The following is a 26,665-nucleotide window of genomic DNA, read 5'->3' as shown; positions in this document are numbered from 1 at the left end:
GGGTCGTCGGTCTCGGCACCTGATGGCGTCCAGTGCCTACCGCTGTCAGGTGTCACTGCAGGTCCTCGGAGACGTCAGTGGGCTTGTGCGAGAGCTCGAACCACACCGTCTTGCCGATCCCGCAAGGTCTGGGGTCCGCGCCCCAGGCATCCGCCAGCACGGTCACCAGTGTGAGGCCTCGGCCGGTCTCGTCATCCAGGCGTGCTTCCCGTGGCGTCGGTAGCGTGTCGTTCGCGTCTGTTACGGAGACGCGTAGGCGGTCGTCCGCCATGAGACAGCGGGCCCAGATCTCTCGGCCCGGGGAGACCTTCGCGTGGCGGTACGCGTTCGTCATCAGCTCGCTGAGCAGGAGTACCGCCGTCTCCGTCAGCTCGGCCGGGAGCTTCCATGAAGTGGCCTGCTCGCGCAGGAGGGTTCGGGCTCTGCCCACGCTGCGGGAGTGGCGGGGCAGGCGCCATTCGATGTCCTGGGGAATGGAAGTGAGGCCTGGGGGCGGCGTCGGCATGCGCTCTTCGTTCCTTGGGGGGTGAGTCTTCGCCATTTGCAGTGATCAGGCTGGTGGCTGGCGCGTAGCCTCGGGAGTAGCGGAACGGGTACACAGCGTGCTTGTACACGGTGTGTCTACGGGAGGCGGGTGAGTCCGTGGCCACGGGGGAGTCCCAGCAGGCGCAGCAGAACTGGCGGTACTGCGGAGGTCAGATCAAGCTGTGGCGCGAGGAGTCGGGTGTCAGTCGGCAGCGGCTCGCCGACGAGGCCGGCTATGACTACGAGTACGTCAAGTCCATGGAGTGCGGGAGGCGGCGGCCGACGCTGGGGCTGTTGCAGGTCGCGGATCAGATGTGCGGGGCGCGAGGGAAGTTGTTGGCTGGGCAGGAGTTCCTGAACCCTTCCCGGCGCGGTCCCAGGAGTACATGGCGATCGAGGCCGAGGCAATCACAGTGCAGTGGTACGAGCCGATGCTGATTCCAGGGCTGCTGCAGACCGGGGAGTACGCACAGGAGTTGATCGGCAATGATTGCCCGCCGCTTGACGCGGAGACAGTGGCCGAGCGAGTTGCTGCCAGGCTCAGACGGCAGGAGAAGCTGACCAGTAAGCCGCTCGCGTTGTGCAGCTTCGTACTTCACGAGGCCGCGCTGCGTGCTGTGGTCGGTAGTGAAGGCGTGATGCGGCGACAGCTTGAGCGGCTCCTGGAAGTGGGGCAGCAGCGCAACGTCTCGATCCAGGTGTTGCCATTCAGTGGTGCTCCAGCGGCAGCGCTCAGCGGTCCTATCGTGTTGGTGGAGACGACCGATCACGAGCAGTACGCATTTGCCGACGGTCAGGAGACGGGTGCGCTGTACGGCAGCGGGGACAAACTCAGCACCCTCATGCAACGGCATGGCATGATCCGCATGCAGGCGCTTAGCGTTGAGGGGTCTGCCCGGTTCATCAGGAAGTTGGCGGAGGAGCTATGAGCGCCGAACTGACGTGGTTCAAGTCGAGCTACAGCGACTCCTCGGGCAGCGCGTGCCTCGAAGTCGCCTACACCTGGCGCAAGTCCAGCCACAGTAGCGACTTCGAAGACGCCTGTGTAGAAGTCGCCGCCTGCCCCCGCACCATCCACGTCCGCAACTCGAAGCTCGGCGCTCGAAGCCCCCGCTTCGCCGTCCCCGCTGACGCCTGGACCTCGTTCGTCGCGTACGCCGCCGGAGCCTGAGCCTCGGGCTTCGAGCCCCGAGACCCGAGCCTCTTGTAAGGAATGGGTGGTTGCTTCAACCCACCCTCCCGCCCTACCTGTGTCGCAACTCCCTCGCATACCAGCCGACATGACTATTCGTGATCGGCTTGCGACACGGCGTCGCTGCCGTCTAGCGTTCGCCACAACAAACAACCCCGGTCGGGTGTTACCAGCACCCGCCGGGGTCTCACCCCAAGATCGAAACGAGCGATCTCGTGGCTTACGAAAACTCTAGCGCTGCCCTGCCCGCGCCCGCAGCGCATCCCATGGCCAAGCCCGGCTACGGCAAGCGTTCCGCCCCGGACCAGAAGCCTCCGCGCCGAGGCGACTTCGATCACCTCCCCGCCCGCGAGGCCTACCTCGCCCTACTCCTCGACCGGCTCTGCGAGCACGCCGCGATGGACGCCAAGACCATCGCCAAGGCGCAGCCCCTCTATGGTCAGGCGAGCGTCCGCAGCGCGCTCAACGAGCTGTCGCGGGCCGGGCATCTGCGCCGGGTACGGCGGCGGGCCGAGGCCGAACTCGACGGACGTACCGATCGCGCCTGAGGCATCAGCTCTCGCCTCGTCGGCCTCCGAGCCCGGGGTCGCCGCCACCGACGTACCGCCTCCCGTCGTACCGTCACACGACGATTCACCGCAGCCCGGGACACAGCCCGAGTTGCAGCCGAGGCCGCAGCAGCCCTCGGCGGAACGGACCTCCACCTCCACCGCCTACGATGCCCTCGCCCGCCTCGGCCTCCACGACCCGCGCCTGGCCCTCTCCTCCGCCGACTGCGCAGCACTCGCGGCGCTGGCCGGTGACTGGCTCGCGCGCGGCGTGACTGTCGACTACCTCGTGCGCACCCTGGCCGCCGGGCTGCCCGAGCAGGTCCACTCGCCCGGGGCCTTCGTCCGCCGCAGGCTCATCGACAAGCTGCCGCCCGAGCGACCCGCCCCTGCGACGGATGCTCAGCCTCCCCGCCCGGCGCCCCGCACACTCATGGAGTGCACCGACTGCGGCGTCCCCGGTCGCCCGGAAGCCCTGCCAGGAGGCCTTTGCCGGGCATGCCGCCCTGGAACGGCCGGCGGGCCGGAAACGCCGTACCGGCCCGAAACCGGCACCCACCCCACCGCGCCGCCACCCACACCGCTCACCCCCGCCGACGTACAGCGAAACGCCACACACCTCCGCCGCACCCTCGCCGCCCGGCACGATCCACCTCAGGCTCCAGCCCCGGCGCCCTCACGCTTGGCCTGAACTCGCCTGAACTGTCCGACTCCGCCCTCCCCTTCGCCTCACCTGCCGCAAAATAGAACAACGGCCAGGACCATCAGCCGGGACGTAGTGTGAACGGGGAAGGGCGCGAGTACATGGCACGGGGCACCGTCGAGCTGGACGAGGTCGAGCAGCCGATCATCGACCAGCTGACGTCGATGGGGTGGAAGCACGTCCACGGGCCTGATCTCGCCGATCCGGACGGCGATGATGACCGCGGCTACAGTGACGTACTGCTCGTCAAACGCCTCAGCTCGGCCATCCGGCGGCTCAACCGTGTCACGGGCACCGGCGAGGCCTGGATGGACACGGCCGATGTCGGCAGCGCCGTGGCAGCGCTGTGGCGGACGGCCCGCAATGTCGCCACGGAGAAGCTAAAGGACGTCAACAGCGATGTGACGAGCCTGCTGCTGAGCGGAACCCCGGCCACCGGGCACGAAGTTCATCACCAGGGCAAGACCGTTCATGTCCAGTACGTCGACTGGGAGTTGGAGGGGCTCAGCGACGACGAGATCCTGCGGAGGAACGAGTACCTCGTCGTCGATCAACTGAGGGTGCGAACGGTCGACGGGGTGGAGGTCGTTCTCGACCTTGTCCTGTTCGTCAATGGGATTCCCGTCGCCGTCATCGAGTGCAAGAGCCCGGACCGGCAGGACCCCGTCGGCTCGGCGATCCGGGATCTGCGCGCCTATGCCGGTGTGCCGCTCGACGACGACACACGCGAACCCCATGAACGGCCGGGCGGCGTGCCCGAGTTGTTCGCGTCCGTGCAGCTGCTGGTCGCGGCTAGCGGGAGCGACGCCGCGCTCGGCACGATCACGTCGAGCGAGGAGCACTTCGCCGCCTGGCGCAGTGTGACGCCGGACTACAAGGACGACGAGGCGCTGGCCCGCGCTCTGCAGAAGACCAGGAGGGCGGACGGCAAGCGGAGGCTGTTGGGGGAGGGGCAGGAACTCACCGATCAGCACAGGCTCGTCGCCATCGTCCTCAAGCCGCGGAACCTGCTCAACATCATGCGGCACTACGTCTTCGAGCTTCCCGTCAAGACGAGGGAGGGCGAGCCGCCGGTCACCGTCAAGACGGTCTGCCGGCACCAGCAGTACCGGGCCGTCGAGAAGATCGTGCACAAGCTGCGGACCGGGCGCACCCCCGAGGACCCCGCCGCCGAGGTCGACGAGCGCGGCGGTGTCATCTGGCACACCCAGGGGTCCGGCAAGAGCCTCACGATGGCGTTCCTCGCCCGGAGGCTGCACACGAGCCGGGATCCGCGGCTGAATCGGTTCACCATCCTCGTCGTGACCGACCGCAAGCAGTTGGAGCAGCAGCTCTCGGCCGCGGTGCGGATCAGCGGCAGCCCCGTACGGATCGCGAAGTCCCAGGCCGACGCGGAAGGGATGCTGAAGCGGGCCGGGAAACCGGGCGGGCGTGCGGTCATCTTCACGATGATCCAGAAGTTTCTCGGGCGGATCCCCGGTGTCGTGGGGGAGACGGCCGCCGACGACGACCGGGACCCGGCAGCCGAGTTCGCGGCGGCGCAGGTCCGCCTCGACGAGGGCGGTGACGCGGAAGCCGCCGCCGACCCGACCCCGGACGCGGCGGCCGTCGAGGAGGTACGACGCCAGTTCACGGAGTGCAGTACGTCGACGCATGTGCTGGTGCTCGTCGACGAGGCACACCGGTCGCACACCTCCGTGCTGCACGCGTGCCTGCGGGATGCCGTTCCGAATGCCGCGCGGATCGGGTTCACCGGCACGCCGATCATGAAGGGCCGGCTGACCGACACCGGACGGATCTTCGGGCTTGAGCCGGACGACAAGTTCCTCGACTCCTACCTGATGGACGAGGCGGAGCGGGACAAGGTCGTCGTGCCCGTCCGGTACGAGGGGCGTACGGGGTCGGCCGAGGTGAAGGAGAAGGACGACCTCAACGCCAAGTTCGACGACCTCGTCGCCGGGCTGCGGGAAGAGGACAAAGACAAGTTCCGCAACGGGCTGAAGCCCACCAGCCGCGATGTCGCCGAGTCCCTGCCACTGATCCGCCGCAAGGCCATGGACATGCTGGAGCACTACGTCACCGGGCCGCTGACCGGCGGCTTCAAGGCACAGGTGGCGGCCGTCAGTCGACACGCGGTGGTGCTCTACCGGCACATGCTGAACGACGCGCGGGCCGAGCTGCTGGAACGGGTCAGGGAGTTCGATCCAGCAACCCTGCGGCACAAGGACCTGAAGGACTATTCGTGGGACGAACTCGTGCTGCTGCGGGCCTGGCAGTACCAGGAGCTGCTGCGGCGCATCGACTTCGTACCGGTCATCTCGGCGGGCAGCGAGCAGAAGCAGGGACTGTGGCGGGAGTGGACCGATCCGGTGCGGCAGCAGGAGCACATCGAGCGGTTCCTGGAGCCCTTCCCGGAGCTGCCCCCGGACAACCCGTGGGTGATCGAGCATGTGCCTGAGCCCGACCCCGTGGGTGGCGGCGCTATCAGAATGAATCCCTGGAGCGAGCCGGCGCCCCCGTCCGCCGCGTCCGGCGCGAATCCCTGGAGCAGCGCACGGCCGCCCCGAAGGACGGCATCCGCGTCGGACGCGAACCCATGGAGCGAGGCGGAACAGCCGCCGATCGCCTTCCTCATCGTGAAGTCCATGCTTCTGACCGGGTTCGACGCCCCGATCGAGCAGGCCCTCTACCTCGACAGGCCGATCCAGGACGCCGAACTGCTCCAGGCCATCGCCCGCGTGAACCGGCCTCGCCAGGGCAAGCACGAGGGGCGCGTCGTGGACTACTACGGCGTATTGAACGACCTCGCGGTCACGCTGCCCGCCTACAAGGGCGACGGCCCCACCCTCCGTACGGTGCGGAGCCTCGCGAGCGAGATCCCGGACCTGCGCAACGCTGCCGGGGAAGTCGAGCGGTTCCTTGCCGACAGGGGAATCAGCGGCCTCGACTCGCCCGCGGGCATCACGGGCGGTATGCGCGCCCTGGGCGACGAGGACGCACGCGCCGTGTTTGACGAGAAGCTCGCCGAATTCTTCGACGCGCTGGAGCGTGTGCTGCCCCATCAGGGGGCCCTGGAGCAGGTGCCGAATGCCCGGCGCTGGGCGCTCTTGCAGAAGCGTGTGCGCAGGCACTACCGGGATGCGGCGGGCGGTGAGTTCTCCATGAGGGCGTACGGCCGGAAGGTGCGGGCCATGGTCGCCGATCACCTGGAGCTGCCGGAGATCCAGCAGGTGATCGCGCCTGTGTCGATCCTCGCTCCGGACTTCGACGAGGCCGTGGGGCGGATCTCCGACGTGGAGGAGTCGGCGGCGGAGCAGGTTCAGGCGCTCCGCTATCACCTCGAAGAACGCCGGGAGAAGGAGGACCGGCCCGTCTACCGCACGCTGGCCGAGGAGCTGGAGAAGATCCTTGAGGAGTTCGACGGCCGCTGGGACGAAATCAAGGTACGTATCGGCCCGATGATCGACCGGGCCAGGAAGGCGGAGCAGGCCGATCCAGCCGTTGCCGATCTCAGCTCGGTGGAGCAGCAGCTGTACACGAAGCTGTCGGAGCGGCTGGCCGAGGATCAAGCCTTCGACCAGCCCGGACAGGACTTCTTGCGGCAGCTGACGATCGATCTCACCTCGCTCATCTCCCGGCACGTCGCCAGCGCCGCCTGGTCGGGTACCGAGTCGAGCCTGGACGAGCTGCAGAGCGCCATCTGGCGCCAGCTGCGAGATGCCGGTCTGAAGCCGAGGGAGCGTGACAGGAAGCCGTTGCGTGACCTGTCCGAATCACTGACGGGGCACGCGCAGAGGCACGCCTCGGCGTTCCGTGCGCTGAGGCGGGAGCGGTAGGCGGGGGGAGCGGCGGAAGCGATGGACAATGGGTCGCGTGCCAGCCTCCGATCCGCCCTCCCCTGACAAGGCCATCGACCGTGTACCGCTCGTCCACGGCCAGATGCTCGTGGCCGACGGCCGGGAGCTCTCGGTGAGTGTGAGCGTCCGGCGGAAGCAACTGGGCCTGACGGTCGAACGAGACGGCTCGCTGACCCTCCGCGTTCCCCCAGAGTGCGATCCCCGGAGAGCAGAGGGCTTCGTCCGGAAGAGTCGGCCCTGGATCGAGGCCAAGCTGCGGCTGCGCGAGCAGCATCGTCCGGCACATCCGGTGCGTGCGATCCGAGAAGGTGAGACATTCCGCTACCTCGGGCGTGAGTACCGGCTGCTGCTGGTGGACGAGGGTGGGGCGCCCGTTCGGCTTGTTGCCGGACGGCTTGCCCTGGACAAGGCGGTTGCGGTGGAGCCGCGCCGGGCGCGGCGGGAACTCATCGCCTGGTACCGCAAGGCCGGTCTGCGGTGGGCGCAAGGGCGGCTCCAGCCGTGGGCGGCCCGCATGGAGGTGCCGGAACCCGCTGTGACCGTCCGGGACGTGGGCAACCGATGGGGGACTTACCGGCAGGGTGAAGGGAAGAACGGCAGAGTGGCACTCCACTGGGCCGTCTTTCAGCTTCCCGCGCATCTGGTCGACTACATTATCGCCCACGAGTTGGCGCACATCAAGATCTCCGGCCATGGCGCCGACTACTGGACACTCCTCAAGCGAGCGATTCCTGAGTGCGAGGTGCGGAAAGCGGAGCTTGACGACCTGGGCCGACGTCTGTGGCTTGGGCAGGTCATCAAGTAGGCCTGACACAGGCCGCGACTCCCCACGACTCGGTGCTTCGTACCCGCTCACGCCACCCGCGTCGCCCCCGCAAACGGCATCTCGTCGATTTCCGTGTGCAGGAAGGCGACGCGGTCTTCTCGCCGAGGCTCGCCGGGTTCGTTCTGGACGCCTTCGCCTCGACGGACGCCCCGCCCGTGGACGAGGACCTCGACCGCCTCACCCAGCGCGAGCGCGAGGTGCTGCGTCTGATCGCCCGTGGCTATGCCTACAAGGAGATCGCCAAGCAGCTGTTCATCTCCGTGAAGACGGTCGAGTCCCATGTCTCCGCGGTGCTGAGGAAGCTCCAGCTGTCCAACCGGCACGAGCTGACCCGGTGGGCGACGGCACGGCGGCTGGTCTGATCCACGGACGGGGGCGGTAGCAGGGAGCCGCGGTTCAGTGGTGGCCCGGCCGCGGCGCCGGGCCCAGCGCGCGTACGGCCCAGCGGTAGTGCCGTACGGCCTTGATCACGCCTATCAGACCCGTCAGCCACAGGATCGTGCCGATGCCCATGTCGAGGGCGACATCGCTGTAGCGCGTCCGGTCCGGCTCCGCACCGGCCGCCGAGGCGAACGACGCCCACAGGCCGATCACGCAGAGCGCGACGGAGGAGAGCAGCCAGAAGAGGCTGAGGCCGGGGGAGCGGAGACCGGCGTCGGTCTCCGGGTCGCTGTCCAACTGCAGCCAGGCGTCGAGGAGTTGCCGTATGCGATGGTCGCGGCGGATGGCGTGGGCCAGCGTGATGACGGACGGGGACAGGGCCGCGAGGCCGAGCAGCGCGAAGACGGGGCCGAGGAGGAAGCCGAGCGGATCGCGCTCCTCCAGTTGCTGCAGCGGGATCACCAGCAGCGCCCAGCCGATGATCGCGGAGAGCGCCAGCAGCCACAGCAGCAGTACCCGGTGAACCCCGATGCTGCACCGGTGCAGCTCCTCCAGCGCCCGCTCCCGGTCCGCCAGCAGGGCCGCCCGGTCCGGCCACATCCGGCTCTGCGGCGGTGGGGGAGGCGGCGGCAGTGCGGAGCGCGGCATCGACACCTTCTCGGGGCACGGGACGTCGTACGAAGCGTTTCGCAGACGCTACCGTGCCGACGTGGGCATGCCACGCCCTGTGGTGTGCCGTCGGACACCTTCACGCCACCCGCGTCGCCCCCGCGAACGGCATCTCGTCGATGGGCGCCAGCCGTACCGGCGCCGAGGGGTTGGGGGCGTGGATCATCTGGCCGTTGCCGACGTAGAGGCCGACATGACTGATGCCGGAGTAGAAGAACACCAGGTCGCCCGGGAGGAGTTCGGCGCGGGAGACCCGGCGGCCGGCGTCGATCTGGGCGTAGGTCGTACGGGGCAGGGAGATGCCCGCGGAGCGGTACGCGGCCTGCATGAGGCCCGAGCAGTCGAAGGCGTCGGGGCCGGTCGCGCCCCACACATAGGGGCTGCCGAGCTTCTGGTAGGCGTACGAAACGGCGGATGCCGCACGGGCGTTGGGGGCCTGCACCGGACCCGTCAGGCCGTCCCGTGCGTCCGTACGTGAGGCGCGTCCGGCGTCCTCGAGCCGGGCCCGCTCCTCGGCCGTCAGCCGGGACAGCAGCCGCCGGGCCGCGTCCAGCTTGCCGGTGATCGTCTTCTTGTGCCGCTTCAGCTCGGCCTGCCGGGACTTCAGTGAGGTGAGCTCGATGTGCGCGGCGCCGCGCAATTGCTCGATCTCGCGCAGCTGCTTGCGTACGCGGTCGACGGACGCGGCCTGACGGCTGCCCGCACGTTCGGCGAACTCGGCGCCCTGGAGGTATCCGTCCGGGTCGGCGGAGAGCGCGAGCTGGAGCGCGGGGTCGAGGCCGCCGTCGCGGTACTGTGCCGCCGCCATCGAACCCAGCGCGGCCCGCTCGGAGTTGAGGCCGTCCGTCTTGCGCGCCGCCTCGTCCCGCAGGTCCCGCAGGCGCTGCTCGGCCGCCTCCGACTTCTCCTTCGCGCCGTTGTACTTCTCGGTGGCGACCTCCGCCTCCTGGTACAGCTTGTCCACCTTCGCCTTGACCTGAGCGGGCGTCAGCTCCGGCTCCGCATGCCCGGTCCCGTCCAGACCGGTCGCGGTCGCGGCGCCCGCGAGGGCGATCGTGGCGGCCGTACGGACCGATGTGCCGCCGGTCGAACGCTGTCGGGGCTTGCGGTGCGCTGCCACGTGGACCTGCACGTCCTTTCGTCCGACCGCCGGGGCCGTGGGGGCCGCCGGCGGCTCTGCGTCCGGCGGCGACCCGCACAGGGGGAGCGGACCGCCGCCGGACCTTTTCGGCGGGGTGATCGACTGCCGCCCCTGGCCCGGGCGGCGGTGGGGAGCCGGTCACCTGGAGGAGGACGCTAAACCCGGGTGTGTCGGACGGGTAACGCCTTGCGCGGAACTGACGTGAGCGGACCGCGCGGTGACCGTAAGCGATCGTGATCCCGTTCCTGGGCCGTCGACTTCACGCAGTGTGGTGACCGAAGTGAGGATTCCGGGACTCCTGCGGATGACGGGCTGCTATGGGCCGCATATATGCAACCTCCGCGCCAAGCCGGGCCGGGGTGTCGCTGCCACAGGCCGGTGTCATGTGCCCCGACCGCCTCTGATTAGGCTCCGGCCTCATGGACGTACTCATCCATCTCTTCGTCGGCCTGCACATCATCGGCATCGCCGCCCTGCTCGGCGGCTTCTTCACCCAGCTGAAGGCGATGGGGCAGGGCACCGCCCGCTTCGTCCCCGCGATGCTGCACGGCGCGCTGACCATGCTGGTCACCGGCATGATCCTGGTCGGCCTCAACCAGGCCGACGACCAGTCCGTCAACAACATCAAGATCGGTGTGAAGCTGGCGCTGCTGGTCGTGATCCTCGGGCTCGTCTATGTGAAGCGCGACGACGAGAAGGTGGAGAAGCCGCTGTTCGGCCTGGTCGGACTGCTGACCACGGCGAACGTCTTCATCGCGGTGCTGTGGACCTGAGGTCCTGAGGTGCGGCGGCGGAGATGACGGCGGCCCGCGCGAGAGCGATCGCCTCGGTCCCCGCCGCCGTCAACCCCAACGGGAAGACGCTTCCTCAGGCCGGCCGTACCACGCTGTGGATCGACGACTCACCGTCGTAGAAGATCGACTCCTCGCGCACATAGGCGCCCGGCTTCGGTGCGTGGATCATCATGCCGTTGCCGATGTAGATGCCGACGTGGCTGATGTCGTCGTAGAAGAAGACCAGGTCGCCGGGTTGGGCGGCGGAAAGGGAGACGGTCGTGCCGGCGTTCACCTGGTCCCAGGTGGTGCGCGGGAGGGAGATGCCGGCGGCGTTCCAGGCGGCCTGGGTGAGGCCGGAGCAGTCGTAGGAGTCCGGGCCGGTGGCGCCCCAGACGTACGGCTTGCCGATCGTGGAGCGGGCGAAGGCGAGGACCTTCTCGGCCTTGGTGGCGTACGAGGAGTCGGCCACGGAGGTGTCGGAGGACTCCGACGTGCCGGTGCCGGTCTCCTGCCGCTGCTGCGCCGCCTCCTGGGCCGCCGCCTCCGCCGCGGCCTGCTGCCTGGCGAGCTCCGCGGCCTTGCGCTCGGCCTCCTGCTGCTTCTGCCGCTCGATCTCGGCGAGCCGCGCCTTCTCCTCGGCGGTCAGCTTCGACAGCAGTTCGCGCGCGTCGGCCAGCTTCTGCTGGACGGTCGTCTTGGCGGCCTTCAGGTCGCCCTGCGACTCGGTGAGCGTCTCGAGGCTCGCGGTGGCTTCCCGGCGCTTCTCCATCGTCGCGGACTGCTGCGTGACGAAGTCGTCGACCGCCTCCTTCTGACGGCCGGTCATCCGGTCCATCAGCTGGGTCTGGTCGAAGTAGTCCTGCGGGGTGTCCGCGAGCAGGAAGGTCGCCGTGTCGGGGGCGGAGGCGCCGGTGCGGTACTGGGCCGAGGCGAAGGAACCCAGTTCCTCGCGCGCCTCGTTGAGCTTCTGCGTGCGCTGCGCCACATCGTCGAGGAGGGTGTCGACACGCTTGCGCTGCTTGGTGGTCTTCTCTTTCGCCGAGTTGTACTTCTCGGTCGCCGACTCGGCCTGGCGGTAGAGATCGCCGACCTTCTTCTCGACCTCTTCGAGACTCGGCTTGTCGTCGGCCGCGGGGGCGGCGTTGGCCGACTGGGACAGCAGGGCTACGGAGGTGAGGGCCGCGGTGGCGAGGGCGGGGGTCCGTATGCCTGCGACGCGCGAACCCGAAGGACGCGACTTGCGGTGCGACGCCAAGGGAGGCGACTCCTTCCATCGTCCGCCTACCGAGTTAGCTGTCGGGTTCGGGCGGGTGGTTCGGAAGGGTTGCCCTACGACCGCTTCCCGAAGGGAAGTCCGGCCGATTCACCCCAAGTTCGGTGGGTCCCCGGCTCCGGACTGCCCCGTGGGCGTGCCGGACTCGGCGGAGGCCGTACGGCCCGGCGACGTTCGCCGGTAGGGGTCGTGCGGCCTGGAGGAACGCTAACCAACTCGTGTGGCCTCTGTGAAGGTTGATGGGCGAAATGCCCGATACATTTTCGTGACCTTAGCCCAGGGCGTCGCTCGCCGTGGTCAATACGGAAGGGTCTGCGGTGCGTTGCTCGTATTTTGTCCGGAGTGACGTCGTCCGCCCGCTTCGGGGCGGTAGCTTCCAGCCAGCCACGGTCGGGAGCCGTGGCGGCTGAGAGGGAGTACGGCCATGAGGAACCGCACCGCACTCGTCATCGCCACAGGAGTCGCACTCACCGTCACCGCGGGCATCGCACCCGCGAGCGCGGGCGCCGATCAGGCCGGCCGCACCGGCGGCAAACCCGTCGTCCGCGTGATCGCGAAGGGCCTCGACAATCCACGCCAGCTGTCGTACGACCACGGGCGCCTGTACGTCGCCGAGGCGGGCCGCGGCGGCAAGAAGTGCATCGGGGAGGGGCCGGAGGGCGAGACCTGCATCGGCCTCACGTCGGCCGTCACCAAGATCTACTGGAACGGGGGCGCGTGGAAGCACTACAGGGTGGTGCAGGGGCTGCCCTCGGCCGCCGCCCCTGACGGCGGCTTCGCGACCGGCGTCGACGGTGTCTCCGCGCGGCACGGCAAGGTCTGGGGCGTCGAGACCTTCGCCCCGCCGGAGGCCGGAGTGCCCACGACCCCGCCCTGGGACAAGCTCGGCAAGCTGCTGAAGATCAGCCACGGCACGGCGAAGATCGCCGCGGACATCGCGGCCGTGGAGCTGAAGCACAACCCGCACAAGGCATCCGTGGAGTCCAACCCGTACGCCGTCCTCGCCCTCCCCGACGGCCGCAAGATCGTCGCCGACGCCGCCGGCAACGACCTGATCGAGGTCTCGCCGTCGGGCCGGGCCCGCCCCTTCACCGTCTTCCCGGACCACGACAAGAACCAGTCCGTCCCGACCTCCCTGGCGCTCGGCCCCGACGGCAAGCTCTACGTCGGCGAGCTCAACGGCGAGAGCGAGAAGCCCACCGCGCGCGTGTGGCAGGTCGACCCCCGGACCGGCAAGATCCTCGGCTGGAAGTCCGGCTTCGGCTCGATCACCGGGCTCGCCCTCAACGGCAAGGGCGACCTGTACGTCAGCCAGCTCTTCGCCGGCGTCGTCACCAAGGTCTCCCACGGCAAGCGGACGAACGTGAAGGTCCCGTTCCCGGCGGGCGTGGCCGTCGACCCGCACGACAGCAAGGTCTACGTCTCGGCCTGGTCCGTCGCCGACCGGGACGGAACGGATCTGGGACAGGGCAAGACGCCGGGCGGCCAGGTCTGGAAGATCCTCGGCTTCTGAGCGGACTGGGGCGTCGCCAACTCTGAGACCCTTGGGCCTTGGAATTCGGCGATGTTCTCAGGGCGGCGGCGGGCTGTCAGTGGGGCGCCTTAGGGTCTGTCCGGTGGACCGGTTCGGGTTTCGCGCCGGTTCCTGATCAACAGACCCGAGCGGGGTCTGGTGCGGCAGATGTGCGTGCCAGGGCCCGCGACCCACGGACTGGGCCATCGGGCAGGCCCTAAACTCGGAGAGCGATGAGCAGCCTCTTTGATGACAGCTTTCTGGCGGACCTCCAGGCCCCGCGGGGCCCCGCGGAGGAACCCCCGCCGCCGCCCGAGGACGAGCATGTGCCGGAGCCGGTTCCGGACGATCTGTTCGGCGGGAAGTTCGACGCGCCGCCGGACCGGGACGCGTACTACCGGGACGGCGCGCACCGCCCGGCGGTGGACCCGGCCGCGCTCCTGGACGGGCTGAACGAGAACCAGCGAGCGGCCGTCGTCCACTCCGGCTCCCCGCTGCTCATCGTGGCCGGCGCAGGCTCCGGCAAGACGCGCGTGCTGACGCACCGCATCGCGTACCTGCTCGGCGAGCGCAAGGTGCACCCCGGCCAGATCCTCGCGATCACCTTCACCAACAAGGCCGCCGGCGAGATGAAGGAGCGCGTCGAGCAACTCGTCGGCCCACGCGCGAACGCGATGTGGGTGATGACCTTCCACAGCGCGTGCGTGCGCATCCTGCGCCGGGAGAGCAAGAAGCTCGGCTTCACCTCGTCCTTCTCGATCTACGACGCCGCCGACTCCAAGCGCCTGATGGCCCTGGTCTGCCGCGACCTGGACCTCGATCCCAAGCGCTACCCACCCAAGTCCTTCAGCGCCAAGATCAGCAACCTGAAGAACGAGCTGATCGACGAGGAGGACTTCGCCGCCCAGGCCACCGACGGCTTCGAGAAGACCCTCGCCCAGGCGTACGCGATGTACCAGTCGCGCCTGCGCGAGGCCAACGCCCTCGACTTCGACGACCTGATCATGACGACGGTCAACCTGCTGCGCGCCTTCCCCGACGTCGCCGAGCACTACCGCCGCCGCTTCCGGCACGTCATGGTCGACGAGTACCAGGACACCAACCACGCGCAGTACGCCCTGGTACGCGAACTCGTCGGCACCGGTGAACACGATGAGGACGTACCGCCCAGCGACCACGACCTGCTCCCCGCCGAACTGTGCGTCGTCGGTGACGCCGACCAGTCGATCTACGCCTTCCGCGGCGCGACCATCCGCAACATCCTCCAGTTCGAGGAGGACTACCCGGACGCGACGACGATCCTGCTGGAGCAGAACTACCGCTCCACCCAGACGATCCTCACCGCGGCCAACGCCGTCATCGAGCGCAACGAGTCCCGCCGCCCCAAGAACCTGTGGACCAACGCGGGCGCGGGCGCGCGCATCACCGGCTATGTCGCCGACACCGAGCACGACGAGGCGCAGTTCGTCGCCGAGGAGATAGACCGCCTCACGGACGCGGGCGACGCGAAGGCGGGAGACGTCGCCGTCTTCTACCGGACGAACGCCCAGTCCCGTGTCTTCGAAGAGGTCTTCATCCGCGTCGGCCTGCCCTACAAGGTCGTCGGCGGCGTCCGCTTCTACGAGCGCAAGGAGGTCAGGGACGTCCTGGCCTACCTGCGCGTGCTCGCCAACCCCGAGGACTCGGTCCCGCTGCGCCGCATCCTCAACGTGCCCAAGCGGGGCATCGGCGACCGCGCCGAGGCGATGATCGACGCCCTCTCCCAGCGCGAGAAGATCAGCTTCCCGCAGGCACTGCGCCGCGTCGACGAGGCATACGGCATGGCCGCCCGGTCGACGAACGCGGTCAAGCGGTTCAACGTGCTCATGGAGGAGCTCCGTACGATCGTCGAGTCGGGCGCGGGACCCGCGACCGTCCTCGAGGCCGTCCTCGAACGCACCGGCTACCTCGCCGAGTTGCAGGCCTCCACCGACCCGCAGGACGAGACCCGGATCGAGAACCTCCAGGAACTCGCGGCCGTGGCCCTGGAGTTTGAGCAGGAGTCCGGGGAGGGCGAGGCCGCGGGCGGACTCTCCGAATTCCTGGAGCGCGTCGCCCTGGTCGCCGACTCCGACCAGATCCCCGACGAGGACGAGGAAGGCGCGGGCGTCATCACCCTGATGACCCTGCACACCGCCAAGGGCCTCGAATTCCCCGTCGTGTTCCTGACCGGCATGGAGGACGGCGTCTTCCCGCACATGCGCGCCCTCGGCCAGACCAAGGAGCTGGAGGAGGAGCGCCGCCTGGCGTACGTCGGCATCACGCGCGCGCGTGAGCGCCTGTATCTGACGCGGTCCGCCATGCGGAGCGCGTGGGGGCAGCCGTCGTACAACCCGCCCTCGCGTTTCCTGGCGGAGATTCCGGACCAGCACGTGGACTGGAAGCGGACCGGTCCCTCCGCGGCCCCCGCGGGCCCGGTGTCGGGCGTCGCCGCCTCTCTGTCCTCGTCCCGCTCCCGCTCGTCGGCGTCGGGCGCCTCCGGCTTCGCCACGCGACGGACCTCGGAGAAGCCGGTGGTCGCGCTGGCGGTCGGCGACCGGGTCACCCACGACCAGTTCGGTCTCGGCACGGTGATGGCGGTCAAGGGCACAGGCGGCAACGCGGAGGCCACGATCGACTTCGGCGACACCAAGCCGAAGCGCTTGCTGCTGCGGTATGCGCCGGTGGAGAAGCTCTGACTGCGGGCCGGTGGGGGCTGGTCGCGCCCACGCGGCGGAGCCGCATATCGACACAGCCCCGCGCCCCTACGGGGCGCTGCCGAACCGCGGAACTCCGCAGTTCCGTCTTACGTCGGGTCCAGCCCGTGGCTGCGCAGCCAGGCCAGCGGGTCTATGGCGGAGCCACCGGACGGCTTCACCTCGAAGTGCAGGTGCGGGCCGGTCGAGTTGCCGGAGTTGCCGGAGTACGCGATCGTGTCGCCGGCTTTCACGGTCGTACCGGACGAGACGGCGTACGTGGAGAGGTGGCAGTACCACGTCTCCGTACCGTCCTTGTCGGTCACGATCATCATGTTGCCGTAGGAGCTGTTCCACTCCGTGCGGACGGTGCCGTCGGTCGCGGCCATCACCGGCGTGCCGTACGAGACCGGGAAGTCGATGCCGGTGTGGATGGACATCCAGTTGATGCCGGACTGGCCGAAGTAGGCGCTGAGCCCGTGCCGGGCGACCGGCAGGGCGTACTTCGGACGCAGCCGCTCCTTGCGGGCCGCCGCCGCCGCCGCCTTCTTCTTCTCGGCCTCCTGCTGGGCCTTGAGGTCGATGCGCTCCTGCGTACGGCTGGCCCGGTCGGCGAAGTCGTCGGCACCGGCGGTGAGGCTCTCGAGCTGGGTGTCCAGCTTGTTGTTCGCGGCGGACGGCTTGACGGACTTCGTGTCCGCCGCGGTCGTCGACGTGTCGCCGCCGTCGTCGGTCAGTGTGCCGACGGACGCGGCGGCGATGCCCGCGACACCCATCACACACGCCGACGGCACGGCGACCGTCAGCAGCGCGGAGCGCTTGGCGGGCGTACGGCGACGGGAGCGCCCCGCGCCACGCGCGGCCGCGCGTGAGCCGGGCGCAGGGGTCGGCGAGACGGCCTCTTCCTGCTCTTCCTGGTCGTCGAGCAGGGGTGTTACGGCGGGCTGCTCGCCGGTCGAGCCGGTGAGGCTCGTGTGGTCCAACCCGCCCTCGCCCTGGGCGAGTTCGTCGTACGAGACTTGCTCGTACTCGTCGGCCGGGTGCTGGGCGCCGTCCGAGTTCCACTGCGTGGCGTCGTACGCGCCGGTGTCGAAGGTCTGCGTGCCCCAGCCCCACTGCTGGGTCTGGTCCGCCGCGCCGGAGTGCTCAGGCTGCTCGGGCTGCAGCCAAGTACCCGAATCCCACTGGCCGGTGGCCTCGGGGCCGGTGGACTGCGGCGGGATGACGGAGAGCGGCTGGTGGCCGTCGGTCCAGGCGGTGGTGTCGTACGCGCCGGTGTCGTAGGCCGCGTGGTGCTGGGCCGCGTACACGTCGTAGTTCAGCGTCTGGTGACTGCCCGTCGACCACTGAGTGCCGTCGTACGAGCCCGTGTTCTCGCCGGGCATGCTGCCGAAGAGCGGGTCGGCGTCGAAGGTCGGGGTGGCGTAGGCACCGGTGTCCAGGCCCGCCGCGCCCGCGGGAATACCGTTCGCCGCGTAGGCGTCGTACGTGGTGAAGTCACCGTAGTGGGCTTCCTGTCCGCCGTACGGCGCGTAGGGCGCCGAGGCATCGGAAGCCGGAGCCGGGGAGGTGATGATCCCCGACGGGTGACGTTCGTTCACCAACTTCTCTCTCGCCTCGACAACAGGGGCTGCCAGAGCAGTGCGGTGACTGTACCCGGCAGTACGCGGGCGCGACAATCTTCGGCAGGTTTCGCGCCTGAAGGAAACGGGCATTCGGCCGTGTTTCGGGGGACGGCGGGCGCGGGTTTGGCCCTGTGTTCGAAGAGTGTTCGAAGTTGTTTGGGGTGGAGCGAACGTCACGCCACGGTCAGACCACCGGTCCGGGCGGCTGCTTCGGCTCCCGTCGGCGCGGAGTCGAGGGCCTGGCGTATGCCGGTCGCGACGGCGGGGTGCACGGGCAGGGCGAGGTGCCCGACGCCGCTCACCCGCACGTTGTGCGCCAGCAGGTCGGGGTGGTCGATGCAGGCGGTCTCCAGCGGGTCCATCAGGTGGTCCAGGTCGCTCCAGAAGCTCACGAACTGCGTACGGCATCCGGGGGCCGGCCGGGTGAGCTCCTCGAGGACGTCCGAGCCCGGGCGCATCTGGCGGACGATCGGGTGGGCGTTCATGAGCGGAGCAACCCGGGTGCCGGAGTGCGGCGTGCCCAGTGTCACCAGCGTCCTGACGCGGATGTCACCGCCCAGTCGCTGTACGTAATAACGGGCGATCAGTCCGCCGAGGCTGTGGCCGACGATGTCCACCTGATTACTGCCCGTGCGCTCGCAGATCTCCTCTATGTGCCGGGCGAGCAGCTCGGCCGCGGCGCGTATGTCGCAGGTCAGCGGAGAGTAGTTGAGCGACTCGATCTGCTGCCTGCCGTGCTGGGCGAGACTGCGGCGCAGCAGGACGAAGACCGAGCGGTTGTCGATGAAGCCGTGCAGGAGGACGACCGGGGGTTTGGCCTCCGTCGGCAGCTGTGCGGTGTCGGGCGGGGGAAGCGCGGGGCCCGGGCCGCGGCGCTCCTGGATGATGCCGGACGGGTAGAGGAGGAGATGTCCCGCGAGGATGGCGAGGTCCAGGGCGGTCGCCTTCAGGAGGTTCATGGACAGCCCCGCCAGTCTGCTGGGGAGCAGACGCTGACAGAGGGGAAGAAAGGGCACTACCGCCCTGGTGACCTTCATGGCCGACCTCCTGTCGGCACGCGGAAGGACGGCTCTGTCCCCCGTGTGCCCTCGTGGGAAGCCGTGCCCAAGACGGCCGACGGTGTGCCGGCGGGGCGCGTGGGACGGGTGCGGTCGGGGGCCTGAGGTGCGCCTGCGGTGCAAGACGCGCCTGTGGTGCCGATGAAGCGACGAGGTCCCCTGTCGGTGTGGCGACGAGGCTCCCCGCTGTCGTGCCGTACCTGTCCTACGTGCCCTGCCTGCCACCGTCGGTGCGTCCCACCGCCACGGCGCGCGGCCTGCGGCGCGGTGGTGCGACGACCTCGTTGCGGCTCCCTGTGCGCTTGGAACGGTGCGCGGCTAACGTGTCCCACCGTGTGATTTCCCCCTCGGTCGGCACCGCGAAACTGCCGGTTACGGGATGGTGGAGATAACGTTCGTTCACTTCCTCGGCCGGTGTGCTGTGAGGTGGGGTACGTATACGTAGCGGTAGGGATGCATGTAGTCGCTTCATGGAGGCAGTGATGGGTGTGGCAGCCGGTCCGATCCGCGTGGTGGTGGCCAAGCCGGGGCTCGACGGTCACGATCGCGGGGCCAAGGTGATCGCGCGGGCGCTGCGCGACGCCGGCATGGAGGTCATCTACACCGGGCTCCACCAGACCCCGGAACAGATCGTCGACACGGCGATCCAGGAGGACGCCGACGCGATCGGCCTCTCCATCCTCTCCGGTGCCCACAACACCCTGTTCGCCGCCGTGATCGAGCTCCTGAAGGAGCGTGACGCCGAGGACATCCTGGTCTTCGGAGGCGGCATCATTCCCGAGGCGGACATCGCTCCGCTGAAGGAGAAGGGGGTTGCCGAGATCTTCACGCCGGGAGCGACGACGGCTTCGATCGTGGAGTGGGTCAGGGCGAACGTGGTGCAGCCGGCTGGGGCGTAGGCGCTCCGCTGGGGGTGCCGTGATGGGTCGTGGGTTGTCTGCGGGCCCGTGGGGGCTGGTCGCGCAGTTCCCCGCGCCCCTTCGGGGCGCTGCCGGACCGTCGGCGACTCCACTCGACTTGTTTAGGGTGTCTCCAGCTCCTTCGCCATGGCCGCCCTCAGGCGCAGGGTTGTGACCAGGCGTTGGAATGCCTCCGCCCAGTAGCCTCCGGCTCCCGGTGACGCGTCCTCCGGTTCGTCCGGTACGGCCATCAGGCCGTCCAGTCGGGACGCCTCCCCGGGGTCCAGGCAGCGTTCGGCCAAGCCCATCACTCCGCTGAAACTCCATGGGTAACTCCCCGCGTCTCGCGCGATGTTGAGTGCGTCTACCACAGCCCGCCCCAGGGGCTCGGCCCACGGCACCGCGCACACTCCGAGCAGTTGGAACGCCTCGGACAGTCCGTGCGCCGCGATGAACCCGGCCACCCACTCGGCGCGTTCGGCGGAGCCCAGCGTGCCGAGGAGCTTTGCCCGTTCCGCCAGGGACACCGCTCCTGGGCCGCTGGCTTCCGGTGCCGACGGGGTGCCGAGGAGCGCCCGTGCCCACTCCGCGTCGCGTTGCCGCACGGCGGCTCGGCACCATGCCGCGTGCAGTTCGCCCTGCCAGTCGTCCGCGACCGGCAGCGCCAGGATCTCCTGAGGAGTGCGTCCGCCGAGCCGGCCGGGCCAGGTCCCGAGCGGTGCCGCTTCGACCAACTGACCGAACCACCATGACCGTTCACCCCGTCCCGCCGGAGCCTTGGTCACGACACCGTCCCGCTCCATGCTGGGGTCGCACTCGTGCGGCGCTTCAACGGCGATAGTCGGTATCTCCCGCATACGGTCGACGGTCACGCACGCCCCGGCCCGGACCGCCATCCGTCCGGCCAGTGCCGAGCCCGGCAGCGCCGACAGCAACTCCGCCGCCGTCGCCCGTACATTGCGGCTCCGGTCGGTCAGTGCCTGTTCCAGGAACGGCTCGTCGTCCGGTCCCAGTCCCGTCCGCAGCGAGTCCAGGAACATCAGGCGGTCCTCCGCCCGTTCCGTCGACCAGGTGGTCGCGAGCAGTTCGCGTGCGACGGCGGGCACGCGGGCGCGGATGGTCGCGAGCAGGGCGACCCGCTCAGCGAACAGTCCCTCCTGCCAGAGCTCCCGTACCTTCTCCGTGTCTTCGGGGTCCGGCACCGCCGCGCCCCCGCCGGGCGCCGCACGCAGGGCGAACCGCCAGTCAGGGTTGAGCCGGGCGAGCCACATCGCCCGCGGTCCCGCGAACGTCAGCGCCGCCGGCCGTAGATCCGTACGGCCGCGAGCCGCGTCCAGCAGCGCGGGCAGCATCTCCGGTGGCGCCGCGAAGCCGCGCGTGTTGGCCCTCGCGAGCCACTGCGGCAGCAACTCCATGAGATCCGGTGCCGTGCCTCTGCTACGGCCGGCGCCCGCGCCGGGACGGTCGGCCAGCAGCAGCGCGAGCCTGCGGGCCGCCGCGGCGGGCAGGTGCGGGCGCGGGTCCTCGGGCGCCGGTTCCGGGCGCTCGGCCGCTCGCGCGGGTCGTAGCCCGGCCCGCCGTCGTACGGTCTCCACGGCCGCCGCGTCCAACAGCGCCACCGGGGCCTCCCGGCCGGGAACGGAACCCGGCGGAGTGCGCCGCTCGGTCCCGAGCAGGGCGGTGGTGACCAGGTCCTCCCAGGCGCTTGACGCGGTGTTCATGCGCTTCCCTTCCGTTGGGTGCTGTGTGGTGGTTGAAGGGTCATCGACGTCGGGTGTCCGGTGGGGCGGGACACATGCAGGCTCAGCACAGCGCCACCGCCTCACCCGCTCCTTCCGTCCAGGCGGTCAGCGGGTTGAAGCCGCGGTGGCCGCACTCGCCGAAGACCTTGAGGGGGGCGCCGCCGGACAGAGCGACGAGTCGCCACAGGCCGGGGCGGGAGCGGGCCGATGGGGTCAGCGGCAGGGCCGTTGCCCCGTCGGCGTCCGCCAGTTCCCAGGAGTCGCCGTCCGGGGTCGGTATGACGCGGTCGAGCGTGACCGGGACCGACTCCAGCCAGGGGTCGTCCCGCAGCGCATCGCCGTAACGGGCGGCCGCCTGGGCCGTCGTCACTCCCGGCGGACGTATCGCCGCCGGAGCGGGTGGCGCGAACTGCTCACCCAGGGAAGCCCGCAGTTGCCCAGCTCCGGGGTACGCGGACACCTCGGCGTCCAGGGTCAGCCCGACCGGCAGCGCCAGTTCGGGAGCGCGGCCCGCGGCGCCGTAGGAGAGGAGCAGTGCGGTGCGAGCCGTGTCGGCGCCGTGCAGCCAGATTCTGCGGGTCGTCAGCTTCGGATCGGCCGTGTCGTACTGGGCGAGGATCAGCCAGCGGTCCCGGACCGGCTGGCCGTCCGCCGAGGCGGGCAGGCCGACGCGGGAGCGGACCGTCGCCGCCAGTTCCTCGGGCAGCCGCTCCCGGCGCAGCCAGCCCTGGTCGAGGAGGTGGAGCAGGGCGCACTCCTCCAGCAGCCGCACCGGCCAGCCGGGACCGGACGCCGGGATCGCCCCCAACTCGCGGACGCGTGAGGCCAGTCCGGGGGCCTGGGCGTCGACCATGCGGGCCGCGGTCTCCTCCCACAGCCCGTACCCCGCCTGCTCCGCGCCCGCGAGGCCGCCGCGCAACAGGTCAGCCAGGCGCTGCTCCAGCTCCGACGCCCCCGCCGTGACCCGCTCGGCGCGACGCTCCGCCCGGCGCCGGGCGGCCTCCGGATCACCGGACCCGGACGTGGCACCGGTCGGCCCCGCCGCCCGCTTCTCCTCCGTGCGCCGGCGTCTGCCGGCGAGCCACTGCTCCGCCCAGTCCGGCGCCCGGCCCGGCGGCACCGCGGCGTCGCCGCCCGCCCAGAGCAGCAGCAGCCCGAGCGCGTGTTTGCACGGGAACTTGCGGCTCGGACAACTGCACTTGTACGCGGGGCCGGAGGCGTCCGCGATGTCGACGACCGTCTGATACGGCTTGCTGCCACTGCCCTTGCACAGCCCCCACACCGTCCCCTCGTCGGAACTGCCCGCCTCGGACCACGGCCCGGCCGCTCCGAGTTTGCTTCCCGCCTTGCGTGACGCGGCGTCAGGCGCCAGTGCAAGCACCTGGTCCGCGGTCCAGCGCACCCCCTGCTGAGTCATGTCATCGAAGGTAGATCCCACCACTGACAATCGGTCCGGCGAGCGCGTTTGCGCAGGTCAGAACAGATTGTCAGTGGCGTGGTGCACGGTGGACACCAGATCCGAACCGGCCGAGCTGGAGGGGGCCTCAGCCATGTCTGTGACCGTGGAACCGTCGTCCGTCGAAGTGCCCGAGAACACGCCCGCGCAAGATTCCGCGCAGGAAGCGGAGGCGCTGCGCCCGCACGCCGAGGACGCCTTCGCCGCCGAACTCGCCACGCTGGCCGCGCAGGACGACCGTCCGCGCCCGGCCCGCTGGAAGATGTCGCCGTGGGCCGTCGCCACATATCTCCTCGGCGGCACCCTGCCGGACGGCACGGTGATCACACCGAAGTACGTCGGCCCGCGCCGCATCGTCGAGGTCGCCGTCACCACACTCGCCACCGACCGCGCCCTGCTACTGCTCGGCGTGCCCGGCACCGCCAAGACCTGGGTCTCCGAGCATCTGGCCGCGGCGGTCAGCGGCGACTCGACCCTGCTCGTGCAGGGCACGGCGGGCACGCCGGAGGAGGCGATCCGGTACGGCTGGAACTACGCGCAGTTGCTCGCGCACGGCCCGACCCGTGACGCCCTCGTGCCCAGCCCGGTGATGCGGGCCATGGCCGAAGGGATGACAGCGCGGGTCGAGGAGCTGACCCGCATCCCGGCCGACGTGCAGGACACGCTCATCACGATCCTGTCGGAGAAGACGCTGCCGATACCGGAGCTGGGGCAGGAGGTGCAGGCGGTCCGCGGCTTCAACCTGATCGCCACGGCCAACGACCGCGACCGCGGGGTCAACGACCTGTCCAGCGCGCTGCGCCGCCGCTTCAACACGGTCGTGCTGCCGCTGCCGGAGAGCGTCGAGGCCGAGGTCGACATCGTCTCCCGTCGCGTGGACCAGATCGGCCGCTCCCTCGACCTGCCGTCCGTGCCGGACGGTGTCGACGAGATCCGCCGCGTCGTGACCGTCTTCCGCGAGCTGCGCGACGGGGCCACCTCCGACGGCCGTACGAAGGTGAAGTCGCCCAGCGGCACGCTGTCCACCGCCGAGGCGATCTCCGTCGTCACCAGCGGGCTGGCGCTGGCCGCCCACTTCGGCGACGGCGTGCTGCGGGCCGGTGACGTCGCCGCGGGCATCCTCGGCGCCGTCGTCCGTGACCCGGCGGCCGACCGGGTCATCTGGCAGGAGTACCTGGAGGCGGTCGTCCGCGAGCGCGACGGCTGGAAGGACTTCTACCGGGCATGCCGGGAGGTGAGCGCGTGAGCGACAAGGGCGGGGGTGCTGCCGCGGGGCCACTGCTTCTCGGCGTACGGCATCACGGGCCCGGCTCGGCGCGCGCCGTGCGGGCGGCACTGGACGCGGCCCGGCCGCGGGTCGTACTGATCGAGGGCCCGCCCGAGGCCGACGCGCTGATTCCGCTGGCCGCCGACGAGGAGATGCGGCCACCGGTCGCCCTCCTCGCCCACGCCGTGGACGAGCCCGGCCGCTCGGCCTTCTGGCCGCTGGCCGAGTTCTCCCCGGAGTGGGTCGCCATCCGCTGGGCCCTGGACCACGAAGTACCGGCCCGCTTCATCGACTTGCCGGCCACCCACACGCTGGTGTGGGAGCGGGACGCGGAGGCCGGGAGTGAGGGCGAGGGCGAGGACGCCGGGCCTGCGGAGCCGGGGGAGGGCTCGGGTGCTGAGGAGGCGCAGGCGCCCACCGTCGCTGACGTCCGTGTCGATCCGCTGGCCGTGCTTGCCGAAGCCGCCGGTTATGACGACCCCGAGCGGTGGTGGGAGGACGTGGTCGAGCACCGGGGGGTCGGGGAGAGGGACGCGTTCGCGCCGTTCGTCGTGCTGGAAGAGGCGATGGGGGCGCTGCGGGAGGTGTACGGGACCGGGGGGCATGACCGGGATCTCGTGCGGGAGGCGTATATGCGGCTCCAAGTGCGGGCGGCGCAGCGTGAGTTCGGGGACGCGGTGGCCGTGGTGTGCGGGGCCTGGCATGTGCCCGCGCTGCGGCAGAAGGCTGCCGTCTCGGTCGACCGGGCGCTGCTGAAGGGGCTGCCCAAGGTCAAGGTGGACATGACCTGGGTGCCGTGGACGCACCGCAGGCTGGCGCGGGTCAGCGGATACGGCGCGGGCATCGACTCGCCGGGCTGGTACGGGCATCTGTTCAGCGCGCCGGACCGGCCGGTCGAGCGGTGGCTGACGAAGGTCGCGGGGCTGCTGCGCGACGAGGACCGGCTCGTCTCCTCGGCTCATGTCATCGAGGCGGTGCGGCTGGCGGAGACGCTCGCCGCGATGCGCGGACGTCCGCTGCCGGGGCTGAGTGAGACGACCGACGCCGTACGGGCGGTGATGTGCGAGGGCTCGGACGTGCCGCTGGCGCTGGTGCACGACCGGCTGGTCGTGGGCGATGTGCTGGGGGAGGTGCCGCGGTCGGCGCCCGCGGTGCCGTTGCAGCGGGACCTCGACCGGATCCAGCGCCGGCTGCGGCTCAAACCGGAGGCGCTGGAGCGGGAGTTGGAGCTCGACCTGCGCAAGGAGACCGACGCCGGACGCAGCAGACTGCTGCACCGGCTGCGGCTGCTGGGTGTCGAGTGGGGTGATCCGGCGGCTTCTCGGGGCAGTACGGGTACGTTCCGGGAGACCTGGCGGCTGCGGTGGGAGCCGGAGCTGTCTGTGCGGGTCGCCGAGGCCGGCGTGTGGGGGACGACCGTGCTCGCCGCCGCGACCGCCAAGGCGGAGGCCGACGCCGTATCGGCGCAGGGCCTCGCCGAGGTCACCGCACTCGCTGAGCGGTGCCTGCTGGCCGAACTGCCGGACGCGTTGCCCACGGTGATGCGGATCCTCGCCGACCGCGCCGCCCTGGACACCGACGTCGGCCATCTCGCCCAGGCCCTGCCCGCCCTGGTCCGCTCCCTGCGGTACGGCGACGTGCGCGGCACGGACACCAGCGCCCTGGCCGAGGTCGCGGCAGGCCTCGCCGAGCGGATCTTCGTCGGCCTGCCTCCGGCGTGCGCCGCGCTCGACGCGGACGCGGCGGAGGAGATGCGGCGCCATGTGGACGCCGTGCACGGGGCGGTGGGGCTGCTGGGCGATGCTTCCGCGCCGGGCCACGGTGACCTGCGGGTTCGCTGGCGGTCGGTGCTGCGGGTGCTGTCGGGACGGGACACCGTGCCCGGCGTCGTCCGGGGGCGTGCGGTGCGGTTGCTGCTGGACGAAGGGGAGTTGGGGCAGGACGAGGCGGCGCGGCTCATGGGGCTCGTGCTGTCGCCGGGGACCGCACCGGCGGACGGGGCCGCGTGGATCGAGGGGTTCGTCGGCGGCGGTTCGGGCGGCGGGATGCTCCTCGTCCACGACGAGCGGTTGCTCGGACTGGTCGACGCCTGGCTGACGGGGGTACCGGCGGAGGCGTTCACGGACGTACTGCCGCTGCTGCGGCGGACGTTCTCGGCGTACGAGCCGGGGGTGCGGCGGACCCTCGGTGAACTGGTCCGGCGCGGACCGGGGGCGCGGGGGAGCACGGCGGCCGCCGGTTCCGGGACACCCGGGTTCGCATCCGACCTGGACATGGCGCGAGCTGACGCGGTGCTGCCGGTGGTGCGGTTGCTGTTGGGGCTGGATGACGGCGATCACCCGAGCGCTGACGACAAGGGCCTTGTGGGGGTGGGGAGATGACGATCGACGGGTTGAACGAGCCGAGGGAGCCGCGTGAGCCGAGGGAGTGTACTGAAGCGGTGAACGGGGTCGCGGGTATGGATGGCGGCCAGGCGCTCCTGGTGGCAGACGGTCCGAGG

Annotated in this window: 21 protein-coding genes, 1 pseudogene and 1 riboswitch; of the genes and pseudogenes, 14 read left to right on the top strand and 8 right to left on the bottom strand. The window is 70.3% G+C overall.

Going from position 1 to position 26,665, the window contains the following annotated elements; all coding sequences use genetic code 11:
• Positions 1-52: 52 nt before the first annotated feature.
• Positions 53-505 carry an ATP-binding protein gene (locus OG828_RS20205; protein WP_328501923.1) on the bottom strand — a complete coding sequence of 151 codons (453 nt, stop codon included), beginning with the start codon at positions 503-505 and terminating at the stop codon, positions 53-55.
• Between the two features lie 110 nt (positions 506-615).
• Here OG828_RS20205 and OG828_RS20200 point away from each other — a divergent pair, with 110 nt between their 5' ends.
• The 8 genes and pseudogenes from OG828_RS20200 to OG828_RS20165 form a co-directional block, all read left to right on the top strand.
• Entirely contained in the window at positions 616-963 is a 348-nt protein-coding gene (locus OG828_RS20200; RefSeq protein WP_328504904.1) for a helix-turn-helix domain-containing protein, read from the top strand.
• Positions 912-1,454 (top strand): DUF5753 domain-containing protein, encoded by a 543-nt coding sequence (locus tag OG828_RS20195; protein ID WP_328501922.1) that lies wholly within the window; start codon positions 912-914, stop codon positions 1,452-1,454. Before OG828_RS20200 ends, OG828_RS20195 begins: the two co-directional genes overlap by 52 nt.
• Positions 1,451-1,696, top strand: a complete 246-nt coding sequence (locus OG828_RS20190) for a DUF397 domain-containing protein (protein ID WP_328501921.1) — start codon at positions 1,451-1,453, stop codon at positions 1,694-1,696. The genes OG828_RS20195 and OG828_RS20190 overlap by 4 nt, the downstream gene beginning before the upstream one ends.
• A gap of 236 nt (positions 1,697-1,932) precedes the next feature.
• The gene (locus OG828_RS20185; RefSeq protein WP_328501920.1) at positions 1,933-2,265 is read left to right on the top strand and encodes a hypothetical protein; all 333 of its coding nucleotides are present in this window, start codon (positions 1,933-1,935) and stop codon (positions 2,263-2,265) included.
• A gap of 112 nt (positions 2,266-2,377) precedes the next feature.
• On the top strand, positions 2,378-2,956 hold the full coding sequence (locus OG828_RS20180) for a hypothetical protein (RefSeq protein ID WP_328501919.1): 579 nt from the start codon (positions 2,378-2,380) through the stop codon (positions 2,954-2,956).
• A 113-nt stretch (positions 2,957-3,069) separates the two neighbouring features.
• Complete coding sequence (locus OG828_RS20175; RefSeq protein WP_328501918.1) at positions 3,070-6,804, top strand: type I restriction endonuclease subunit R; 3,735 nt, start codon at positions 3,070-3,072, stop codon at positions 6,802-6,804.
• Positions 6,805-6,841: 37 nt separating this feature from the next.
• A complete protein-coding gene (locus OG828_RS20170; RefSeq protein WP_328501917.1) occupies positions 6,842-7,630 on the top strand; it encodes a M48 family metallopeptidase in 789 nt (262 codons plus the stop codon).
• Between the two features lie 80 nt (positions 7,631-7,710).
• Positions 7,711-8,013: pseudogene (locus OG828_RS20165) on the top strand (response regulator transcription factor); the annotation flags it as partial.
• A 34-nt stretch (positions 8,014-8,047) separates the two neighbouring features.
• Here the strand turns inward: OG828_RS20165 and OG828_RS20160 are convergent.
• Entirely contained in the window at positions 8,048-8,680 is a 633-nt protein-coding gene (locus OG828_RS20160) for a hypothetical protein (RefSeq protein WP_328438956.1), read from the bottom strand.
• 100 nt (positions 8,681-8,780) lie between these two features.
• Entirely contained in the window at positions 8,781-9,821 is a 1,041-nt protein-coding gene (locus OG828_RS20155) for a C40 family peptidase (RefSeq protein WP_328438955.1), read from the bottom strand.
• A 440-nt stretch (positions 9,822-10,261) separates the two neighbouring features.
• On the opposite strand from OG828_RS20155, the gene OG828_RS20150 reads away from it, so the two are divergent.
• A complete protein-coding gene (locus tag OG828_RS20150) occupies positions 10,262-10,615 on the top strand; it encodes a hypothetical protein (protein WP_328358584.1) in 354 nt (117 codons plus the stop codon).
• 94 nt (positions 10,616-10,709) lie between these two features.
• Here the strand turns inward: OG828_RS20150 and OG828_RS20145 are convergent, their stop codons facing one another.
• Positions 10,710-11,873: a C40 family peptidase gene (locus tag OG828_RS20145; protein ID WP_328358581.1), complete on the bottom strand. Its 1,164-nt coding sequence runs from the start codon at positions 11,871-11,873 to the stop codon at positions 10,710-10,712.
• An 8-nt stretch (positions 11,874-11,881) separates the two neighbouring features.
• Positions 11,882-12,052: riboswitch (cyclic di-AMP (ydaO/yuaA leader) on the bottom strand.
• Between the two features lie 263 nt (positions 12,053-12,315).
• Between OG828_RS20145 and OG828_RS20140 the strand changes: the two genes are divergently transcribed.
• Positions 12,316-13,404 (top strand): ScyD/ScyE family protein, encoded by a 1,089-nt coding sequence (locus OG828_RS20140; RefSeq protein ID WP_328501916.1) that lies wholly within the window; start codon positions 12,316-12,318, stop codon positions 13,402-13,404.
• A gap of 233 nt (positions 13,405-13,637) precedes the next feature.
• Positions 13,638-16,121 carry a DNA helicase PcrA gene (gene pcrA / locus OG828_RS20135; RefSeq protein WP_328501915.1) on the top strand — a complete coding sequence of 828 codons (2,484 nt, stop codon included), beginning with the start codon at positions 13,638-13,640 and terminating at the stop codon, positions 16,119-16,121.
• Between the two features lie 107 nt (positions 16,122-16,228).
• Here the strand turns inward: pcrA and OG828_RS20130 are convergent, their stop codons facing one another.
• Positions 16,229-17,833: a M23 family metallopeptidase gene (locus OG828_RS20130; protein WP_328501914.1), complete on the bottom strand. Its 1,605-nt coding sequence runs from the start codon at positions 17,831-17,833 to the stop codon at positions 16,229-16,231.
• Between the two features lie 83 nt (positions 17,834-17,916).
• Positions 17,917-18,780 (bottom strand): esterase/lipase family protein, encoded by an 864-nt coding sequence (locus OG828_RS20125; protein WP_328438951.1) that lies wholly within the window; start codon positions 18,778-18,780, stop codon positions 17,917-17,919.
• A 503-nt stretch (positions 18,781-19,283) separates the two neighbouring features.
• Here OG828_RS20125 and OG828_RS20120 point away from each other — a divergent pair.
• Positions 19,284-19,700: a cobalamin B12-binding domain-containing protein gene (locus OG828_RS20120; RefSeq protein WP_328358566.1), complete on the top strand. Its 417-nt coding sequence runs from the start codon at positions 19,284-19,286 to the stop codon at positions 19,698-19,700.
• Positions 19,701-19,822: 122 nt separating this feature from the next.
• Here the strand turns inward: OG828_RS20120 and OG828_RS20115 are convergent, their stop codons facing one another.
• Positions 19,823-21,421: a DUF5691 domain-containing protein gene (locus OG828_RS20115; RefSeq protein WP_328501913.1), complete on the bottom strand. Its 1,599-nt coding sequence runs from the start codon at positions 21,419-21,421 to the stop codon at positions 19,823-19,825.
• A gap of 82 nt (positions 21,422-21,503) precedes the next feature.
• Positions 21,504-22,859, bottom strand: coding sequence for an SWIM zinc finger family protein (locus OG828_RS20110; RefSeq protein WP_328501912.1), 1,356 nt, complete (start codon positions 22,857-22,859; stop codon positions 21,504-21,506).
• Positions 22,860-22,992: 133 nt separating this feature from the next.
• Between OG828_RS20110 and OG828_RS20105 the strand changes: the two genes are divergently transcribed.
• Together OG828_RS20105 and OG828_RS20100 are read left to right on the top strand one after the other, a co-directional pair.
• Positions 22,993-24,144, top strand: a complete 1,152-nt coding sequence (locus OG828_RS20105) for an ATP-binding protein (RefSeq protein ID WP_328501911.1) — start codon at positions 22,993-22,995, stop codon at positions 24,142-24,144.
• Entirely contained in the window at positions 24,123-26,546 is a 2,424-nt protein-coding gene (locus OG828_RS20100; protein ID WP_328501910.1) for a DUF5682 family protein, read from the top strand. The genes OG828_RS20105 and OG828_RS20100 overlap by 22 nt, the downstream gene beginning before the upstream one ends.
• Positions 26,547-26,665 lie beyond the last annotated feature (119 nt).

Origin of the sequence: Streptomyces sp. NBC_00457, from assembly GCF_036014015.1 — a bacterium.
In the GTDB taxonomy this organism is placed as follows: domain Bacteria; phylum Actinomycetota; class Actinomycetes; order Streptomycetales; family Streptomycetaceae; genus Streptomyces.
Note: the sequence above shows the minus strand (reverse complement) of the source record. Positions and strands in the feature narration are given on the sequence as shown.

Excerpts from the sequence above, each read along its gene's own strand:
- OG828_RS20205 (WP_328501923.1), bottom strand. The coding sequence starts at position 505 with ATGCCGACGCCGCCCCCAGGCCTCACTTCCATTCCCCAGGACATCGAA.
- OG828_RS20195 (WP_328501922.1), top strand. The coding sequence starts at position 912 with ATGGCGATCGAGGCCGAGGCAATCACAGTGCAGTGGTACGAGCCGATG.
- OG828_RS20190 (WP_328501921.1), top strand. The coding sequence starts at position 1,451 with ATGAGCGCCGAACTGACGTGGTTCAAGTCGAGCTACAGCGACTCCTCG.
- OG828_RS20175 (WP_328501918.1), top strand. The coding sequence starts at position 3,070 with ATGGCACGGGGCACCGTCGAGCTGGACGAGGTCGAGCAGCCGATCATC.
- OG828_RS20160 (WP_328438956.1), bottom strand. The coding sequence starts at position 8,680 with ATGCCGCGCTCCGCACTGCCGCCGCCTCCCCCACCGCCGCAGAGCCGG.
- OG828_RS20150 (WP_328358584.1), top strand. The coding sequence starts at position 10,262 with ATGGACGTACTCATCCATCTCTTCGTCGGCCTGCACATCATCGGCATC.
- OG828_RS20140 (WP_328501916.1), top strand. The coding sequence starts at position 12,316 with ATGAGGAACCGCACCGCACTCGTCATCGCCACAGGAGTCGCACTCACC.
- pcrA (WP_328501915.1), top strand. The coding sequence starts at position 13,638 with ATGAGCAGCCTCTTTGATGACAGCTTTCTGGCGGACCTCCAGGCCCCG.
- OG828_RS20130 (WP_328501914.1), bottom strand. The coding sequence starts at position 17,833 with ATGCCCGTTTCCTTCAGGCGCGAAACCTGCCGAAGATTGTCGCGCCCG.
- OG828_RS20125 (WP_328438951.1), bottom strand. The coding sequence starts at position 18,780 with ATGAAGGTCACCAGGGCGGTAGTGCCCTTTCTTCCCCTCTGTCAGCGT.
- OG828_RS20120 (WP_328358566.1), top strand. The coding sequence starts at position 19,284 with ATGGGTGTGGCAGCCGGTCCGATCCGCGTGGTGGTGGCCAAGCCGGGG.
- OG828_RS20115 (WP_328501913.1), bottom strand. The coding sequence starts at position 21,421 with ATGAACACCGCGTCAAGCGCCTGGGAGGACCTGGTCACCACCGCCCTG.
- OG828_RS20110 (WP_328501912.1), bottom strand. The coding sequence starts at position 22,859 with ATGACTCAGCAGGGGGTGCGCTGGACCGCGGACCAGGTGCTTGCACTG.
- OG828_RS20105 (WP_328501911.1), top strand. The coding sequence starts at position 22,993 with ATGTCTGTGACCGTGGAACCGTCGTCCGTCGAAGTGCCCGAGAACACG.
- OG828_RS20100 (WP_328501910.1), top strand. The coding sequence starts at position 24,123 with ATGCCGGGAGGTGAGCGCGTGAGCGACAAGGGCGGGGGTGCTGCCGCG.